Genomic DNA, 17,219 nt, shown 5'->3' with positions numbered 1-17,219 from the left:
CGTCATCATAAATATCAAAAAAATCACACAACTATTTTTGACGATTCATCCAATTTTTACAGGGTACGGTCAATAGGAAAAGAAGAGAAATCATGTGCAGCTTCAGTCAGCGGGAATATATCGCGGGCTTCTTTGAGTAATTGTTTCAGTGACTCTTCCCCTTGGTATCGTGCACTAATATGGGTCAAAATCAGTCTTTTTGCGCCTGCTTCCTGCGCTGTTTTTGCTGCCTGTTCTGTCGTACTGTGATAATAATTATAGGCTAGTTCTGCATCTTCTTTCCCAAATGTTGCTTCATGGACTAACACATCCGCATTCTTGGCAAGCCTTGTTATATTCTCGCACAAACGGGTATCTCCTGAAAATGCAACGATTCTCCCTTTTTTAGGGGGTTCCAAATAATCGGTTCCATCAATCATTCTTCCATCTTCGAGTGTAACGGTTTCCCCATTTTTCAACTTTTGATACAAAGGTCCAGGTTTTACACCGATTTTTTTTAGGTCTTCGGCTTTTAGTGCACCGGGTACATCTTTTTCCACGACCCGATAACCGTAAGCTGGGATCCCATGAGACACTCGTCTTGCTTCTACTTGAAAGGTCTCATCTTCAAAAACGATCCCTTCCTCTATTTCTATGATATGCAGCGGATAAGTCAAATGCGTTTGTGTCGCTGAAAGTGCCGCGTTTACAAAAGCTTTAATGCCGCTTGGACCATATATCGTCAATTCATCCTCTCCGCCTTGAAAGGACCTGCTGCCAAGCAGACCCGGGAGACCATATACATGATCACCGTGCATATGCGTGATAAAGATCTTCTCAATTTTTCTTGGTTTAATCGTTGTATGTAATATTTGATGCTGCGTCGCTTCTCCGCAATCAAAAAGCCACACGGCTTTTCTCTCTTCTAAAAGCTTCAGCGCAGTGCAAGTGACGTTTCTTGTTTTTGCAGGAATGCCTGCACCTGTTCCTAAAAAGAGCAGTTCCATTACGATTTCCTCCTACAGCCGGTATACAATCTCTTCATTCATATAGAATACATGAAGACAGGATAAATGTGAATTCAGCGGAATTTTTGAAAAAAGTCAAACTCGGGCAGAAAAAGTCGAATCAAATGTTTGCTTTACGAACAATGAACCTTTAAAATAAAGAAAATGTACATACATTCTCGGTTTTTACAACAATGCTACGAATAAAGTGAGGTACTTTTCGTGAATACAGAAACTAACTATCCAAAAGCAGTCATTGTCATCTTTGGCGCAACAGGAGACCTTGCAAAACGCAAGCTCTACCCTTCTATACATAGACTTTATCATAGCGGAAAGCTTGGAGATCAATTCGCTGTTGTAGGTGTTGGACGTCGTCCTTGGTCTCATGAAGACCTAAGAGCTGTGGTAAAAGAATCGGTCTCTTCTGATGATGCAGAAGCAAAAGCAGAGGAATTTATTTCTCATTTCTATTACCATGACTTTGATGTCTCAAGCCCTGCTTCCTATCAAGCACTGAACACACTTCTTTCTGGTCTTGAAGATACATACAGTATCCCAAATAACCGGATGTTCTATTTAGCGATGGCACCGGAATTCTTCGGAACCATTGCGAAGTTTTTAAAAAGTGAAGGCGTATCAGAAACGACTGGATGGTCTCGACTTGTCATTGAAAAACCGTTTGGTCATGACCTCCCTAGTGCCAAAACATTAAATGAAGAGATCCGAGATGCATTTACAGAGGATCAAATTTATCGTATTGACCACTACCTCGGTAAACAGATGGTGCAAAACATTGAGGTGATTCGTTTTGCGAATGCGATCTTTGAACCGCTTTGGACAAACCGTTACATTTCAAACATTCAAATCACATCGAGTGAATCATTAGGCGTCGAAGACCGTGCGAGATATTACGAGAGTTCTGGTGCACTGAGAGATATGGTACAAAACCATATGCTTCAAATGGTTGCACTACTAGCCATGGAGCCGCCGATTAAGCTCAATACAGAGGAAATCCGTAGCGAAAAACGGAAAGCATTGCGTGCGCTTCGTCCTTTCTCGAAAGATGAAGTGGATCAATTCTTTGTCCGCGGACAGTATGATGCAGGAACGATTGATGGCAATATGGTTCCTTCCTATCTTGAAGAGCAAAATGTGGACCCAAACTCCAACACAGAAACATTCGTTGCAGGGAAACTTCTCATCGATAACTTTAGATGGGCCGGGGTACCATTTTACATTCGTACAGGAAAACGTCTAGAAAAGAAATCCACTCAAATCGTGGTGCAATTTAAAGACATTCCGATGAACCTGTACTATGGAAACGGGAATTCCATGCATCCAAACTTACTTGTGATTCACATTCAGCCAGACGAAGGCATTACCCTTCACCTGAATGCTCGCAAGCTTGATGGCGGAACGTATGCTAAACCAATTAAGCTGGACTATCAAACAAATTACAACGACATCATGAATACACCAGAAGCATATGAAAAGCTGATTCATGACTGTTTGCTAGGTGACGCAACAAACTTTGCCCACTGGGATGAAGTGGCACTGTCTTGGAACTTTGTTGATCCAATTTCAGAAAAATGGGCTGAAACCAAAACGTTAAAACCAAATTATCCTGCTGGTTCTATGGGACCAAAAGAAGCAGATCAGCTTCTTGAAAAAGATGGATATCACTGGTGGAATATATAAAATCAACAAAAAAAGAGCAGTCTCCCGATTGAGGGGGTTCTGCTCTTTTTTTAAAGTCGTGTTTTCGTAATTTCAACCGTTGAAAAATCAAATTTATCATAGCGATGATGGCTAAAGGAATATTCAAACGGCCGGCCTGTGTTTAAATAAGCCACCTGCTCCACTTCTAGCACCGGATCCGTAGGGTCACAGCCTAAATATTGCTGATCAAGCTGATCTGATTTAGCCGCTCTAATTTTTTTGTGCGCTCCTGCCACTTTTAAATGAAGTGTGTTTGTAATGTAGCTATAGATAGACCCCAATAAAACCTCTTCATCTATTCCCTTAATGACATTGACAGGCATAAAGGTTTTTTCTAATACATATGGCTCTTCTTCCACCAAACGGAGCCGAATAATGTCATAGACGGGTGTACTTGAGTCAATGGATAAATGAGCTGCCACCTCTTCACTTGGAAAATGCACATCAAAGCGAATGATTTGGCTCGTCACGTTTTTATCTGCCATCACTTTCGTGAACCCTTTATTTTCATGACCTGATACGTTGATCGCACCTTGATTTAGCGCTGCCTTCACAATAAATGTGCCATGACCTCTTTTTCTAAAGAGCAGACCTTCCGCCACTAAAAGATCAAGCGCACGCTTCATCGTCATTCTGCTGCATTTAAATTCAGCGGCAAGCGAGTTTTCATCTGGAATGGGTTGATCTTCTGGATAATATGCTGTTCCTATTCTTTTTCTAATTTCTTCTGAAATGAGTTCGTACTTTGTCATCTCACACCACCAACTGACTTGTTTTTTCATATCCTATTATAGCGCTTTCTAGCCTTCCTCTCATTCTACACTAAGCCTAGTGCGCTTAAAAGGTTCGAGCCACTTTCATTTCAACCCTTTCATCTTTACATAAGAAAAATACTTGCCCTTTTCAAGGAAAGAGCAAGTATCTTGATTAGAAACCATTATTCTCTGAAACCGATTGAAACCAGTAGCCACTTTTTTTGATGGTACGTTTCCCGTCTTTCTCAAGGTCCACTGAGACAAATCCATAGCGATTTTTATAGGCATTCGACCATGACCAATTATCCATAAACGTCCACAGGTGATAGCCTTTTACATGACTTCCTTCTTGAATGGCTTGATGCACCCATTTAAGATGCTCAGAAATAAAATCAATGCGGTAATCGTCGTGAATCATTCCTTCTTCATCCTGAAACCGCTCTTCTCCTTCGACACCCATTCCATTTTCAGAAATAAAGCATTCAATATTCCCATAGTCTGTCTGGACTTTTTTCAATATATCGTAAATACCCTTTTCATAGATTTCCCAGCCGCGGTACACATTCATTTTTCTGCCCGGCATTTCAAAAGAATCGAAATAATGGTCTGGCATAAATGGTGCATCAGGGTGAGGCATATGTTCCTTTGCTTTCACTCTTCTTGGCTGATAATAGTTGATGCCGAGAAGGTCGATCGTGTTCTCTTGAATGAGTTCAAGGTCTCCTTCCTCCATAGCCGGCATCAATCCTTCTTTCTTTAACACGTCCACTAGCTTTTCAGGGAAATGTCCTTTCACAGCTGGATCTAGGAAGGACCGGTTAAAGAAGGCGTCAGCCATCTCAGCTGCTTCGACATCCCGCGGATTCTGGCTTCGCGGATACGAAGGAGTAAGGTTCAGGATAATGCCTATTTTCCCATCCTGCTTCATCTCTTTATAAGCCGCAATGGCCTTAGCATTTGATAAAATCTCATGAAATCCAACTTGCACTGCCTTTTGGAAATCAACTTCGTTTGGATAATGGAAGCTATACATATATCCACCCTCTACAGGAACAATCGGCTCGTTATGGGTAAACCATTTTTTCACCCGGTCGCCAAATAGCTGAAAACACAATGTCGCATAGCTGACATAATCTTCTACGACCTGCCTGTTTACCCATCCTCCCGTCTCCTGAAGCGCCATTGGCATATCAAAATGATACAAGTTCACAAACGGTTCAATGTCACTCGCTATCAGTTCATTGATCACATCATTGTAAAAAGCCACAGCTTCTTCATTAACAGCCCCTTTTCCCTCAGGTAAAAGGCGTGACCATGATATAGATAGACGAAACGAGTTGTGCCCAATCTCCTTCATGAGGCGGATATCCTCTTTGTATTTACGATAAAATTGCGAGGTCACACCTGGACCGACGCCCTGAAAAAAACGATTCGGCTCTTTTTCAAACCAGTGATCCCAAATGTTCGGTCCCTTTCCATCTCCTGGATAACTGCCTTCTGTTTGCGTAGCAGAGGCAGAAGATCCCCACCAGAAATCTTCTGGAAATGTATATGATTGACTGTTAGTTTCCATCGACATGTATTGAGTCTCCTTCACCTTTGATGTTTGTTTGTTTCGTTTTTTCTGTCGTGACTATTTTTTCATTTTTCACATTCATACGATCAATAAATTTTAGGAACGGGAACCAAATGACAAACACAATCATTAAATTAAACAGCTGAAGCAGACCGCCCGCTAATGAATTTGTTGCCATGACTCCGCTAATAAAGATCGGTACTGTCCATGGAATATTCACGCCTGTCGGAGGCGGCACAATACCTGCGGCCATCGCAAAATAAGAAATACAAGTAATCACCATTGGCGCCAAAATCCATGGAATGAGAATAAGCGGGTTCATCACAATCGGTAAACCGAAGATAATGGGTTCATTGACGTTAAATAATCCTGGTCCTAAGCCGAGCTTTGCTACTTGTTTCAATTGCTTACTTTTAAGAAAAATTAAAATCGTAAACACAACAGCCAGCGTCATACCGGTTCCACCCATACCCACTGTATAGATTTCGATAAACTGCTTGCTGATGATGTTCGGAACCTCACCTGTTTTTGTGTAGCTTTCTAGATTTTGAATGGACAATGTATTCCAAATCGGGTCCATGACAGAGTTGATAATAATTTGGCCGTGGAGCCCAAAGAACCAAAGAATTTGTATAAAGAAAATAGCGATCAAGGTTGGAATGATACCGCTTCCAAGTCCGACAAGCGGCGCCTGAATCGCATTGTAAATCAAGTCATGCATGTTGGTTTTGAACCCTTGTGTAATGATGATATTGATCAGTAAAAAGGTTGTGAGTGTCAAAGTAGCCGGGATGAGTGCAGCAAAAGACTTAGAAACAGCTGGCGGAACCCCTTGCGGCATATTGATGACAAATTTCTTTTGGACAAAATAGCGATAAATTTCAGCAGACAAAAAGCCTGTGATCATTCCAAGGAACATTCCCTTTGCGCCCAAACGATCGACTGGGATGACGCCTGCAATGGATGCACCGCCCTCTTGTTCTAGTAAAAATGGCGTAAGGAGCAGAAAAGAGGCTAAAGCGATCACACCGCCAAAGACAGCTTCCACATCATAGCTTTTCGATAAATAGTAGCCAATCCCAAATACAACAAACACACTCATAATGCTGATGGTCGCACTAGGTGCAATATTCAGTGCAGACTGAACACCTTCCAGTGCTGTTTGACTCATGATCTTATCTAAAAATGGCAGATTCATTAATACGACCATGATGGAACCAAAAATCGTTAATGGGAACGCAAGCATAAAGGCATCCCTTAATACCCCTAGATAGCGATTGTTGTTCAATCTCCCAGCAATCGGAACCAAAATCGCACTTATTTTATCAAACATTGGTTTCCCCCCTTGTTTACACCCTTTATTGTTTCAGTGATTGCAATATCGGTAAGAGCTCTCCCACAAGCTCTTTTATCGTCATCGTTGACATGAAATGATCTTCGGCATGCATGAGCAGCAAGGAGAATGAAATCGTTTCTCCGCTTGCCTCTTGCTGTACCATTTGAAAATGGATATCATGTGCATTCCGCAAGTCATCTTCCGCTTCTTTGAGAAGGTCAGATGCTACTGTTTCATGACCTTCTCTAAATTGTTTAAGAGATTGAAGCAATTTGCTTCGTGCATTTCCGCTGTGTAAGATCAATTGAAAACTGATTTGTTCTTCCGTGAGTCCTTCGAGTGTTTTCTTTTCCATCCTTTAAGATTCCCCCATCAATGAAACCGCTTGTTCATACGCTTTTTGTCCATCTGCTAGCCCATACGCCTGCATATCGATGACCTCTACTTCAATCCCATATTTTTGAGCTTCTTTTTGAAGATCCCCTTTTAAAAAGCTCATTTGCGGTCCAATTAATACAACATCGGCATGTGCCATTTCTTTTTTCGCTTGGTCTTGTCCGACTGCCCAAATCTCTGCTTCCTCCCCTATAGACTCAGCATGTGCCTTCATCTTTGTGACTAGTAAACTCGTAGACATACCTGAACTGCATGCTAATAAAATACGTTTCATTTCTCTCACCCCATTGTTGTAATAAAAGCGCTTCCAGTTAATATTATATATTTTTATTTTTAAATGTCTAGACATTTAATTTTATATGTATGTATTTTATTTCATAAATGACCGTATCAATACTCACATCAAGCTTTCAGAACAAAAGAGATCTCATCCAGATATGAACGAGACCCCTTTTCTTTTAAAAAATACTCTCCGAATGAACCATAAAGTAGCTTTTTCTTCAGAAGATTTGAGAACTTTGTTAAAATAAGTGCTAATGACTTAGCTCATTCAAAAACCCATAAATCATGAGAAGTAACTGCCCCGAGATGGAAACAGATGCTATTCCCACTCAATTTGATGGATAGGTAAACGTCTTTTGCTGCTACTTTTCGAATCTATTCATATCTTTGTAATCAAAATTTGGGTAAAGCCTGTAAAAGAAACAAGCATATTTGAATAAGGCGTATAAACGGATAAAAGCGTGTGAATGTTTATACACACGCTTTTCATTAGTCTTCACATGCACATACTAGATCATAATTTGATGTTGTGTTATCCTCTGGACCCAGCCCGTGATCATCACGATTATCCTTTTCCTGCTTGGAATCCCGGGTACTTGGTCATACCGCCGTCTACATATAACGTCAACCCTGTCACATAGCTCGCCTCTTTTGATGCAAGCCAGACAGCACATGCTGCCACTTCTTCCGGTTTTCCGATATAACCAATCGGTATCAGCTCAATGACGCCCTTTTTCAATGCTGGATCATCAAATTTTTCGGCATTGATCGGGGTATCAATTGCGCCTGGTGCAATGCTGTTTACGCGAATTTTTTTAGGGGCATATTCTAGTGCCAGCGTTTCCGTCAAAAGCTTGGCGCCTCCTTTACTTGCTGCATAATGGACAAAATGAGGCCACGGAATTTGCTGATGGACCGACGACATATTAATAATCGACCCCTCGATCCCGTGTTCTGTCATATACTTTAATGCATCACGGCACCCTAAAAACATACCTGTTAAATTGGTGGACATCACTTTGTTCCAGTTATCTAGCGTCATTTCAGTTGAAGGAACTTCATTTTCAATTCCTGCATTATTGATCATGACATCAAGACTGCCATATGTATCGACAGCTTGATCAATCATCGCCTTCATATCCTCTTCTTTTGAAACATCCCCTTGAATTTTGACAGCCTGTCCGCCACTTTTTTGAATCTCAGCAATCGTGTCGTCCGGGTTTTCTTTATCTGAGAAATAATTGATCACTACATTGGCTTTTTCTTGTCCAAACCGGCGTGCCATCGCCTGACCTATCCCTGTACCTGCTCCTGTGATGAGAACTGTTTTTCCTTTCAAATCTGGATACATTCGCTTAAACCTCCTATTTTGTAAAACCTAGTAGCACACCGCCTGCGATAATCATCAAGCAGCCTGCAATGACAAAGCTTGTTTTAGATGCTTTCTCTTTTAATAAATAAATACCGCCTAAAGTTGAGATGACAATTCCTGTTTGAGACATGGAAAAACTTACTGCTACGCCAATGAGTGGAATCGCCAAAAGAAGTCCTAGATTTCCTGTCGACCACACAAGACCAGCAATGATATTTCTGAACGTATATTTGCTAAACGGGTCTTGCTTTAGACTAATCGCTAACGATGAAAGCAGCATGCCGACAGATTGCGGAACGAGCGCAGACCAGCCATCTATATGAAACCATCTTAAAATGACGACGTATCCTACGTAGCCTACGGTTGAGATGAGCAAAATGATGATTCCCTTTTTAAAATTGCCGCCTTCGTTCCCGCCACTCTTTTTTTGACCGAGGGATGTCATGACAACGCCAGCAATAATAAATAAAATGGCACAAGAACCAATAAGTATGACCGTCATGGTTTGCCATTCTTTGAAGACGATGACACCAAATAATGTCGTGCTCACAAGCTGCATACCCGTTGATAAAGGAACAGCCTTTGACACCCCTAGAAAGGCGACACTTGAAAGCTGATTCATTTGCCCAATACTCCAAAAGATCCCAGAGATAACGGAAACCGCAAAAATAAGCGGTGTCAGTTCCGGCATTTTGATCAAATAGGCGCCGATTGAAAACAAAAAAGCGCCGAGGGTAATGCCGAGTGTTTGCTGATAGGCATTCCCGCCAAGTTTGACACTGATGAGAACAATACTTCCCCAAAATATCGCTGGGAGAAGTGCATATAAAATGCCCACTTCTATCCCTACTTTCTGTTCTTTTTTACTTAGCATCCCTCTTTTTCGGATTTTTAGCCGAATAGATGTAAACACAAAAAAGACCTTACCAAAGGTAAGGTCACAGCGTGTAGACAAACCCTCGCATTCGGTGTCAGTCCTGCAAAGGTTTTCTATCACGCTAAAAAGAAGACAAAGGGCTAAAATCAAGTTCAATTTAGCCCTTTGTCAACAATCTAAGACCTTACCAAGGTAAGGTCTTTTGAGGTTTTATACTTATTTCATCCATTCAGTATGGAAGACGCCTTCTTTATCTGTGCGCTCATACGTATGTGCGCCGAAGTAGTCACGCTGTGCTTGAATTAAGTTAGCTGGAAGGACAGCTGTACGATAGCTATCAAAGTAAGCAAGTGCACTTGAGAATGAAGGAACAGGAACACCTTGTTCTACTGCAAGTGAAATCACTTTACGAAGTGATGATTGATAGCTTTCTACGATATCCTTGAAGTAAGGATCAAGCAATAGGTTTTTCAATTCAGGGTTACGGTCATATGCTTCTTTGATTTGCTGCAGGAAGGCTGCACGAATGATACATCCACCGCGGAAGATCATCGCAATTTCACCGTATTTCAAATCCCAGTTATACTCATCAGACGCTGCTTTCATTTGCGCAAAACCTTGTGCATATGAGCAGATTTTACTCATGAAGAGAGCTTTTCTAACAGCTTCAATTAATGCTTGTTTATCTTCAGCTGATTGAGTTGGCTCAGGCCCTTGAATTAATTGACTTGCTTCCACACGCTCATCTTTCATCGCAGAAATAAAACGAGCGAAAACAGACTCCGTAATGATCGGAAGCGGAACACCTAAATCAAGTGAGCTTTGGCTTGTCCATTTTCCAGTTCCTTTTTGGCCAGCTTTATCTAAGATGACATCTACTAGCGGCTGGTTCGTTTCTTCGTCCACTTTTGTGAAAATGTCAGCTGTGATTTCGATTAAGTAGCTGTCAAGTTCGCCTTTATTCCACTCTGAGAATACTTCATGAAGCTCCCCTGCTGATAAACCAGCGACATGCTTCAAGATAAAGTATGATTCAGAGATCAATTGCATGTCTCCGTACTCGATACCGTTATGAACCATTTTGACATAATGTCCTGCTCCATCTGGACCGATATACGTTGTACAAGGCTCACCATCTACTTTCGCAGAGATGGCTTCTAAAATTGGTTTCACTAGCTCGTGCGCTTCTTTTTGACCGCCAGGCATGATAGAAGGACCTTTAAGTGCGCCTTCTTCACCGCCAGAAACACCTGTACCAATGAAGTGAATACCACTTTCCGCAAGCTCTTGGTTACGTCTTTGTGTATCCTTGTAATATGTATTTCCACCATCAATTAAAATGTCACCTTTCTCTAGGTGAGGCAGTAATGATTGAATGGTTGCATCTGTTGCTGCACCCGCTTTTACCATTAAAAGAATTTTACGCGGCGTTTCAAGCGATTGAACAAATTCTTCAATGCTGTATGTGCCTACAACGTTTTTCCCTTGTGATTCTTGAAGAAACTCTTCTGTTTTGCTGCTAGATCTGTTATAAACGGACACGGAGAAACCGCGGCTTTCAATATTTAGGGCAAGGTTTTTCCCCATAACGGCTAGTCCAACGACACCGATTTGTTGTTTTGACATAATTCTGACGTCCCTTCTAACACACTATATTGATTACTGCTGAAATGATGTACCCTTTGAAATTACCACAACATCACCTCTTTTATCAAGTTTTCAGGCTAGTCATTTCCTCTTTCGTCCTGAAAAAAGTCTTTATTAAAACTTGTACCACTTGTTTTGCTCTCTTTTTCCTTAATGGTCACTCCTCTTTGAATGAGTGGTTTACCGTATTTTTCTTGCAGTCCGTCTAAAAGAGATTGGAGCGGTTCGTCTTTTGCATCTTCTGTATAAGAGAATAAATCAAGCTGCTTGACGGCTGATTTTCGTTCCACAAGATCGGTCCCCGTCACCCCTAAAAGTCTTACTGGCTGGTCATTCCAATGCTTTAGGAATAGCTGCTTTGCCGCCTCAAAAAGATCTTCCTTTCGATCAGTTGGATTCGTGAGTGTGACGCTCCGTGTGATATTTTTCCAGCTTGCATACCGAATCATAATGAGCAGCCGGTTCGCCATCACTTCTTTTCTTCGTAATCTGGCACTCACCGATTGCGACAGTTTTTCTATTAATGAGACGAGTTCATCTGTATCATCAGAATCGTGAGGAAGAGTGGAAGAATTGCCGACAGATTTAAATTCGTATATTCTTTCTGGGTCGACAATGCCGTCATGCTCTCCGTTTGCTTTTTGCTTTAACCTCGGTCCATTGATGCCTAATAACTCTTTCAGCGCATATGCATTCGCTTTCGCTAAATCTTCAATTGTATGAATTCCGATGGTTTTCAGCTTATCTGCCGTTTTCTGTCCAACCCCATGCATGTCACCTGCAGGGAGCGGCCAGAGCATTGTCGGGACATCTCGTTTACGCAAAATGGTAATGCCCATTGGCTTTTTCCAATTAGACGCCATCTTCGCTAGAAATTTATTCGGTGCAATGCCAATACTCGATGGAAGCATGAGCTCTTCTACGAGCCTCGTTTGAATATCATGAGCGGTTTTCACGGCATGCTCAGCATAAGGTGTATCGGTTAAATCAATATAGCCTTCATCAATTGAAACGGGTTCAACTAAGTCACTATATTCTCTTAGTATAGTAAACATTTCTTGTGAGGAGCTGCGGTACCGGTCGAAGTTGGGTGTACGCACAATCAGTCCCGGACATAGCCGCTTCGCTTCCCAAAGTGGCATCGGCGGCTTCACCCCGAGTGCTCTTGCCTCGTAGCTGCAGGTTACAACTATGCCTTTGCGCTCTTTTGCATTTCCGCTAATGGCTAAAGGTTTCCCTCTCAAAGAAGGATCATACGCCATTTCTACCGATGCATAAAAACTATTCATATCAATATGAAAAATGATTCGCCCTTTCTTTTGAGAATCAGCCATTTGCTTGCCTCCTTAGGTGATCTACTTTCCTTCACTTCACCGTGATTTCACCTGTTTGTTCCATTAGACATTTCATATGGTGTATAGTACACTGTGAGTAATGAAATGGATGTGATAATCATGATTATTGATACATTCAATGAAGTCTTTTTCCTTGTTGAATTCTTTACGATTATTCTTCCAGCGCTGACCGCCATTGGTATTGCTTTCTTATTAAAAGACTGCCGAATGAACGAGCACCTCGGAGGACATCGTTTAGAAGAGTTGGATGCATCTTGTTTGAATCGAACAGACTTTCTGTTTATCATATATGATCGCATTACAACTTGGATTAGTAAAGTCATTCGAATGAAAAGATCATCAAATGATGATGAAGACCATTCGCTTCCTCTCTCTTATTAGATTTTATTATTGAGGAGGAAACGAATTGAAACGTTTATTGACTATTTGTACGACTTTATTTTTGATGATGGTAGCGTCACCGGCATTTGCTGCGAGTGCGCAAACAAATACAAGCTCTGATGGGTTTTTCCATCATTATTTTGTTCAGCCTTTTTCTGAGTTGATTATCTGGCTTGCGAACTTTTTCCATGATGACTACGGTTTATCCATTATGTTCGTGACATTGATTGTCCGGCTGCTTATTTTCCCGCTTTTTGCAAACCAATTTAAAAAGCAGAGAGTGATGCAAGAGAAAATGGCACTCGTTAAACCTCAGATTGACCAAATACAAAGCAAATTGAAAAAAACGAAAGAACCTGAAAAACAAAAAGAACTGCAAATGGAAATGATGAAAGTATATAAAGACAACAATGTGAACCCGCTGGCAATGGGCTGTCTGCCGATGCTGATTCAAATCCCAATTGTTCTTGGCTTTTACTCGGCAATTCGCTCAACACCTGAGATCGCAACGCATTCGTTCTTATGGTTTAACTTAGGACAAACTGATCTTTTGGTGGCAATCTTTGCAGGGGCCATGTATTTCTTGCAATTTTATGTCACACAAAAATTCGCAAAGCAATCAGGCACCCAAACAGAAGCTGCACTGAAACAAGCAAAAATCATGGGCATGATTTTCCCAGTCATGATGCTGTTTCTATCAATTAATGCTCCCGCTGCTCTTCCTTTATATTGGATGACAAGTGGACTTTTACTCACCATTCAAACGATTATTTTAAATGTGATGTACCAAAAATCAAAAACAAAAGCTGCGGCAAACGATTCAATTAACCCAGCAGCTGAATAAATGATAGCCCCCTTACCTAAACATGATAAGGGGGCTATATTTGTCTTCTGTAGAGCGCAACAAATAAAAGATTCGTGAGCTCCGGCACGCAAAATGACCCCTTATCCATGGATAAGGGGCCTTTGTTTATGCCAATTCCTCTTTCAATCGCTCAGGCAATTGATCAAGATCCTCAATTTTCCCTAGAAACTTATTAGGGTCCACTTGTAAAATCATCTTGTTCTCTCTCTCAACGACGCCGAAGAAATATTCAGATGCTTTTGTGTTCATATGAAATGGCTTGATCTCACTTAGCTCGATATCAATGATATCTTTTGCATCAGAAACAAGGCAGCCAATCATTTGATCGTTTAATTCAAATAGTAGAACCTTAGACTGTTCGGTTACATCCAGAGGTTTTCCGTGCAGCATGACACCTGTGTCACTGACTGGAATGACCTCTCCTCTTAACGACATGAGTCCTTTAATCTCTTTTGGAAGGTTCGATACTTCTTGTAAATAAGGGACCTTCTCAATCGAGCGTATATGCTCTACGCTGATACCAAAATCCTCTTGTCCCACTTGGAAAATAATGATCTTTTGCGTGCTCACAGAGTCTCCTGCCTTTACGATGGATTTGTCGTTTCTTCGATAATGGCGAGAACCATTTCAGCTGTCTTGACTAATTCTTCAATCGGCATTTTCTCATTTTTCGTATGAATATCTTCATATCCAACAGCTAGGTTGACAGTTGGGATGCCATTTCCAGCAATGACGTTTGCATCACTGCCTCCCCCGCTTGTCTGTAGTTCTGAAGGGCGGCCAATTTTCGCAGCCGCTTTTTTCGCCACTTCAACGACTTGATCGCCGTGTGAGAATTTAAAGCCTGGATACATGATGTCAATTTGTACATCGGCACTTCCGCCCATTTCTTTAGCGGTTTTTTCAAAGGCTGCTTTCATTTTTGCTACTTGTGCTTCCATTTTTGCCGGTTCTAAAGAACGCGCCTCTGCCAGAATATCCACTTGATCACAGACAATATTCGTTTGTGTTCCACCTTCAAAACGGCCGATATTCGCCGTTGTTTCTTCATCAATACGGCCAAGCGGCATGCTGGCGATCGCTTTTGATGCAATCGTAATCGCAGAAACGCCTTTTTCTGGTGCCACACCTGCGTGAGCTGTCTTTCCGTAAATGGTTGCGCGTACTTTCGCCTGTGTTGGCGCAGCCACGATAATGGTACCGACCTTGCCATCTGAATCAAGGGCATAACCATATTTTGCTGTCATCAGTTTCGGATCTAACGCTTTTGCTCCTACAAGTCCTGATTCTTCACCAGCTGTAATGACAAATTCAATCTTGCCATGCGGTAAATTTTTCTCTTTTAGGACACGGATCGCTTCAAACATTGCAGCAAGCCCTGTTTTATCGTCAGCACCAAGAATGGTTGTGCCATCTGTCTTGACATAGCCTTCTTCAATGACTGGCTTAACACCATTACCTGGTACAACTGTATCCATATGAGAAGTAAAATAAATCGTATCTGCCTCTTGATTCCCTTCAAGTGTGCAAATAAGATTGCCTGCTCCATGGCCGGTTGTCTCTTTTGAATCATCTTCAACTACATTAAGCCCTAAACCAGTAAATTTCTCTTTTAGGACTTCAACAATTTTTTCTTCATGTTTCGTTTCTGAATCGATTTGTACAAGTTCTAAAAATTCGTCTAATAAGCGTTTCTCATTGATCATGATGAAGCTCCTCCTCTTATAGCGGCATGTTTCCATGCTTTTTTAACGGTCTATCTTCTTCCTTACTGCGAAGCAGGTCAAATGAGCGAATGAGCCGCTCTCTCGTTTCATCTGGCATTAAAATATCGTCGATTAATCCTAATTGTGCTGCCTTCATGACACTAGGTTCATTGTCCACCTCACGCAAAGCAGGATGAACAATTTCGTCTGCAAACGATTTTCCCATGACATCAATTTCTGCCTCTGGCCATGCATATACAAAGTCAGCACCTAATCCCTTACTATTCATCGCAACGTATGCGCCGCCAAACGCCTTTCTCAAAATCACAGTGATTTTTGGAACGGTCGCCTCAGCATACGCATACAGAAGCTTTGCGCCGTGGCGGATAATGCCTGCATGCTCAGCTTTCTCACCTGGCAAAAAACCAGGAACGTCCACAAGGGTTAAAATGGGAATATGAAATGCATCGCAAAATCGAATAAACCGAGCCGCTTTATCAGCAGCATCGAGGTCAAGGCTTCCTGCCAGCACCTTAGGCTGATTGGCTACAAGACCAATGGAAGACCCTTGTAATCTGGCAAAACCTGTGACGATATTTTTGGAGAAACAACGCTGCGTTTCAAAAAATGAGCCGTGGTCGGTGATCGCTGTCACCACTTGTTTGACATCATAAGTACGTGATGGCTCCTTTGGCAAGATGTTCCCAAGATCGCTCGCATCATGCTTTTGCACCTTACGATGAATGACAGGCCGTCGTTTCGTTGGTATGTACGTTAAAAGCGTTCGAACTGCTTTTAACACGTCTCTCTCATCTTTCCCTGTATAGTGCACATTCCCGCTTGTTTGATGCTGAACTGCTGCACCTCCAAGCCGGTCAGGACAGACCGTCTCTCCTGTTGCTTTTTCTATCACTTTCGGTCCAGTTAAAAACATATGAGCTGTTTGCTCCGTCATGAATACAAAATCCGTCAGTGCAGGTGAATAAACTGCACCTCCCGCACAGGAGCCTAAAATAACGGATATTTGCGGAATTTGACCAGAGTACAGCACATTCCGTTTAAAAATCTGACCGTATCCCTCTAATGATACCACACCCTCTTGAATTCTCGCACCACCTGAGTCTTTTAGACCGATAACAGGCATTTGATTTTTAGCAGCCAAATCCATTAAAGCCGCTATTTTTTTCGCATGCATGTCCCCTAGCGAACCCCCGTACACGGTCGCATCTTGTGCATAAACGCCTACTTGTCTCCCATGAATCAGTCCCGTCCCAGTGACAACGCCATCCCCTAAATGTTCTGAGCGGCAGCCTTTAGCAAATGACTGAATTTCCATAAAGCTGCCTTCATCAAGAAGTTCATGAAGCCGCTGCCGAACAGTCAGCTTTCCTTTGTTTCGGTGAGCTGCTGCTCGTTTTTCACCGCCGCCCCTTAAAGCTTTCTCGCGCCATTCAGACAAGTCATTGAACGATTCATGCATCTTCCTGTTTCTCTCCTTTCAAAGGTTCACACAATTCAATTAGCACACCTGACGTTTCTTTTGGTGAAATAAACGCAATGCGATTTCCGTTCGCACCATTTTGTGCGCCCTTTTGAATGAGCTGCATGCCGAGCTCCTCAAGTTGACTGAGATCAGCCTGAATGTCACCTGACTTTAATGCAATATGATGAAGCCCCTCTCCTCTTTTTATTAAAAAGGTATGTAATGTGCTGTGATCCTCCATCGGTTCAATCAACTCAATGTGCAGATCACCTAGGGAAGCAAAAGATACTTTGACCCCTTGATTCGGAAGTACTTCTATGTCTGAAAATTCCCAGTTAAACAGCCTAGAGAACGTACGTGCTGTTTTTTGAATTGAGAAAACGGCAATGGCTATATGATCGATTTGATTCATCCGTTCACTTCCTTTGTACATCACTTGTCGCCTGCGTAAAAACGAGCTAGAATAAAGAAAGGTGCGCTCGT

The 17,219-nt window shown here is 41.9% G+C and carries 17 protein-coding genes; 3 read left to right on the top strand and 14 right to left on the bottom strand.

The features are described from left to right. Positions 1-56 precede the first annotated feature (56 nt). A complete protein-coding gene (rnz, locus tag ACTJJQ_RS05615) occupies positions 57-986 on the bottom strand; it encodes a ribonuclease Z (protein WP_144625425.1) in 930 nt (309 codons plus the stop codon). Between the two features lie 222 nt (positions 987-1,208). Here rnz and zwf point away from each other — a divergent pair, with 222 nt between their 5' ends. Beyond that, the gene (gene zwf, locus ACTJJQ_RS05610) at positions 1,209-2,684 is read left to right on the top strand and encodes a glucose-6-phosphate dehydrogenase (RefSeq protein ID WP_008342269.1); all 1,476 of its coding nucleotides are present in this window, start codon (positions 1,209-1,211) and stop codon (positions 2,682-2,684) included. Positions 2,685-2,734: 50 nt separating this feature from the next. Here the strand turns inward: zwf and ACTJJQ_RS05605 are convergent, their stop codons facing one another. From ACTJJQ_RS05605 to ACTJJQ_RS05565, 9 genes are all read right to left on the bottom strand, one after another. Next, a complete protein-coding gene (locus ACTJJQ_RS05605) occupies positions 2,735-3,457 on the bottom strand; it encodes a GntR family transcriptional regulator (RefSeq protein WP_017357941.1) in 723 nt (240 codons plus the stop codon). 175 nt (positions 3,458-3,632) lie between these two features. After that, positions 3,633-5,039, bottom strand: coding sequence for a glycoside hydrolase family 1 protein (locus ACTJJQ_RS05600; protein WP_440600013.1), 1,407 nt, complete (start codon positions 5,037-5,039; stop codon positions 3,633-3,635). Continuing rightward, entirely contained in the window at positions 5,023-6,369 is a 1,347-nt protein-coding gene (celB, locus tag ACTJJQ_RS05595) for a PTS cellobiose transporter subunit IIC (RefSeq protein ID WP_007501108.1), read from the bottom strand. Before celB ends, ACTJJQ_RS05600 begins: the two co-directional genes overlap by 17 nt. 25 nt (positions 6,370-6,394) lie before the next feature. Then, entirely contained in the window at positions 6,395-6,727 is a 333-nt protein-coding gene (locus ACTJJQ_RS05590) for a PTS lactose/cellobiose transporter subunit IIA (protein ID WP_017357943.1), read from the bottom strand. 3 nt (positions 6,728-6,730) lie between these two features. Then, on the bottom strand, positions 6,731-7,042 hold the full coding sequence (locus ACTJJQ_RS05585; protein WP_017367558.1) for a PTS sugar transporter subunit IIB: 312 nt from the start codon (positions 7,040-7,042) through the stop codon (positions 6,731-6,733). Positions 7,043-7,615: 573 nt separating this feature from the next. After that, on the bottom strand, positions 7,616-8,401 hold the full coding sequence (locus ACTJJQ_RS05580; RefSeq protein WP_100325338.1) for an SDR family oxidoreductase: 786 nt from the start codon (positions 8,399-8,401) through the stop codon (positions 7,616-7,618). Positions 8,402-8,414: 13 nt separating this feature from the next. Continuing rightward, positions 8,415-9,260, bottom strand: coding sequence for a GRP family sugar transporter (locus ACTJJQ_RS05575; protein WP_024718904.1), 846 nt, complete (start codon positions 9,258-9,260; stop codon positions 8,415-8,417). Positions 9,261-9,515: 255 nt separating this feature from the next. Continuing rightward, positions 9,516-10,925 carry an NADP-dependent phosphogluconate dehydrogenase gene (gene gndA, locus ACTJJQ_RS05570; RefSeq protein WP_025207592.1) on the bottom strand — a complete coding sequence of 470 codons (1,410 nt, stop codon included), beginning with the start codon at positions 10,923-10,925 and terminating at the stop codon, positions 9,516-9,518. 98 nt (positions 10,926-11,023) lie between these two features. Next, entirely contained in the window at positions 11,024-12,280 is a 1,257-nt protein-coding gene (locus tag ACTJJQ_RS05565) for a DNA polymerase IV (protein WP_440600012.1), read from the bottom strand. 120 nt (positions 12,281-12,400) lie between these two features. On the opposite strand from ACTJJQ_RS05565, the gene ACTJJQ_RS05560 reads away from it, so the two are divergent. Together ACTJJQ_RS05560 and ACTJJQ_RS05555 are read left to right on the top strand one after the other, a co-directional pair. Next, positions 12,401-12,682: a hypothetical protein gene (locus ACTJJQ_RS05560; RefSeq protein ID WP_008342247.1), complete on the top strand. Its 282-nt coding sequence runs from the start codon at positions 12,401-12,403 to the stop codon at positions 12,680-12,682. 25 nt (positions 12,683-12,707) lie between these two features. Beyond that, a complete protein-coding gene (locus ACTJJQ_RS05555; protein WP_007501121.1) occupies positions 12,708-13,526 on the top strand; it encodes a membrane protein insertase YidC in 819 nt (272 codons plus the stop codon). A 126-nt stretch (positions 13,527-13,652) separates the two neighbouring features. Here the strand turns inward: ACTJJQ_RS05555 and ACTJJQ_RS05550 are convergent, their stop codons facing one another. Genes ACTJJQ_RS05550 through mce form a run of 4 tightly spaced genes read right to left on the bottom strand, consistent with a single transcriptional unit; the run spans position 13,653 to position 17,148 of the window. Then, positions 13,653-14,117: a chemotaxis protein CheW gene (locus ACTJJQ_RS05550; RefSeq protein ID WP_008342245.1), complete on the bottom strand. Its 465-nt coding sequence runs from the start codon at positions 14,115-14,117 to the stop codon at positions 13,653-13,655. Positions 14,118-14,131: 14 nt separating this feature from the next. Beyond that, positions 14,132-15,253, bottom strand: coding sequence for a M20/M25/M40 family metallo-hydrolase (locus tag ACTJJQ_RS05545; protein WP_440600011.1), 1,122 nt, complete (start codon positions 15,251-15,253; stop codon positions 14,132-14,134). A gap of 16 nt (positions 15,254-15,269) precedes the next feature. Next, positions 15,270-16,733 (bottom strand): acyl-CoA carboxylase subunit beta, encoded by a 1,464-nt coding sequence (locus tag ACTJJQ_RS05540; RefSeq protein ID WP_046343931.1) that lies wholly within the window; start codon positions 16,731-16,733, stop codon positions 15,270-15,272. Beyond that, complete coding sequence (gene mce / locus ACTJJQ_RS05535; RefSeq protein WP_035702812.1) at positions 16,726-17,148, bottom strand: methylmalonyl-CoA epimerase; 423 nt, start codon at positions 17,146-17,148, stop codon at positions 16,726-16,728. Before mce ends, ACTJJQ_RS05540 begins: the two co-directional genes overlap by 8 nt. Positions 17,149-17,219 lie beyond the last annotated feature (71 nt).

It is taken from the genome of Bacillus sp. 22483, assembly GCF_052044605.1.
In the GTDB taxonomy this organism is placed as follows: domain Bacteria; phylum Bacillota; class Bacilli; order Bacillales; family Bacillaceae; genus Bacillus; species Bacillus altitudinis.
The sequence above is the reverse complement of the archived record's forward strand: the minus strand, read 5'-3'. Positions and strand labels throughout refer to the sequence as shown.

Bases quoted from the DNA above. Each gene is read 5' to 3' on its own strand.
- rnz (WP_144625425.1), bottom strand. From the start codon at position 986: ATGGAACTGCTCTTTTTAGGAACAGGTGCAGGCATTCCTGCAAAAACA.
- ACTJJQ_RS05605 (WP_017357941.1), bottom strand. From the start codon at position 3,457: ATGACAAAGTACGAACTCATTTCAGAAGAAATTAGAAAAAGAATAGGA.
- ACTJJQ_RS05600 (WP_440600013.1), bottom strand. From the start codon at position 5,039: ATGTCGATGGAAACTAACAGTCAATCATATACATTTCCAGAAGATTTC.
- celB (WP_007501108.1), bottom strand. From the start codon at position 6,369: ATGTTTGATAAAATAAGTGCGATTTTGGTTCCGATTGCTGGGAGATTG.
- ACTJJQ_RS05590 (WP_017357943.1), bottom strand. From the start codon at position 6,727: ATGGAAAAGAAAACACTCGAAGGACTCACGGAAGAACAAATCAGTTTT.
- ACTJJQ_RS05585 (WP_017367558.1), bottom strand. From the start codon at position 7,042: ATGAAACGTATTTTATTAGCATGCAGTTCAGGTATGTCTACGAGTTTA.
- ACTJJQ_RS05580 (WP_100325338.1), bottom strand. From the start codon at position 8,401: ATGTATCCAGATTTGAAAGGAAAAACAGTTCTCATCACAGGAGCAGGT.
- gndA (WP_025207592.1), bottom strand. From the start codon at position 10,925: ATGTCAAAACAACAAATCGGTGTCGTTGGACTAGCCGTTATGGGGAAA.
- ACTJJQ_RS05565 (WP_440600012.1), bottom strand. From the start codon at position 12,280: ATGGCTGATTCTCAAAAGAAAGGGCGAATCATTTTTCATATTGATATG.
- ACTJJQ_RS05560 (WP_008342247.1), top strand. From the start codon at position 12,401: ATGATTATTGATACATTCAATGAAGTCTTTTTCCTTGTTGAATTCTTT.
- ACTJJQ_RS05545 (WP_440600011.1), bottom strand. From the start codon at position 15,253: ATGATCAATGAGAAACGCTTATTAGACGAATTTTTAGAACTTGTACAA.
- ACTJJQ_RS05540 (WP_046343931.1), bottom strand. From the start codon at position 16,733: ATGCATGAATCGTTCAATGACTTGTCTGAATGGCGCGAGAAAGCTTTA.
- mce (WP_035702812.1), bottom strand. From the start codon at position 17,148: ATGAATCAAATCGATCATATAGCCATTGCCGTTTTCTCAATTCAAAAA.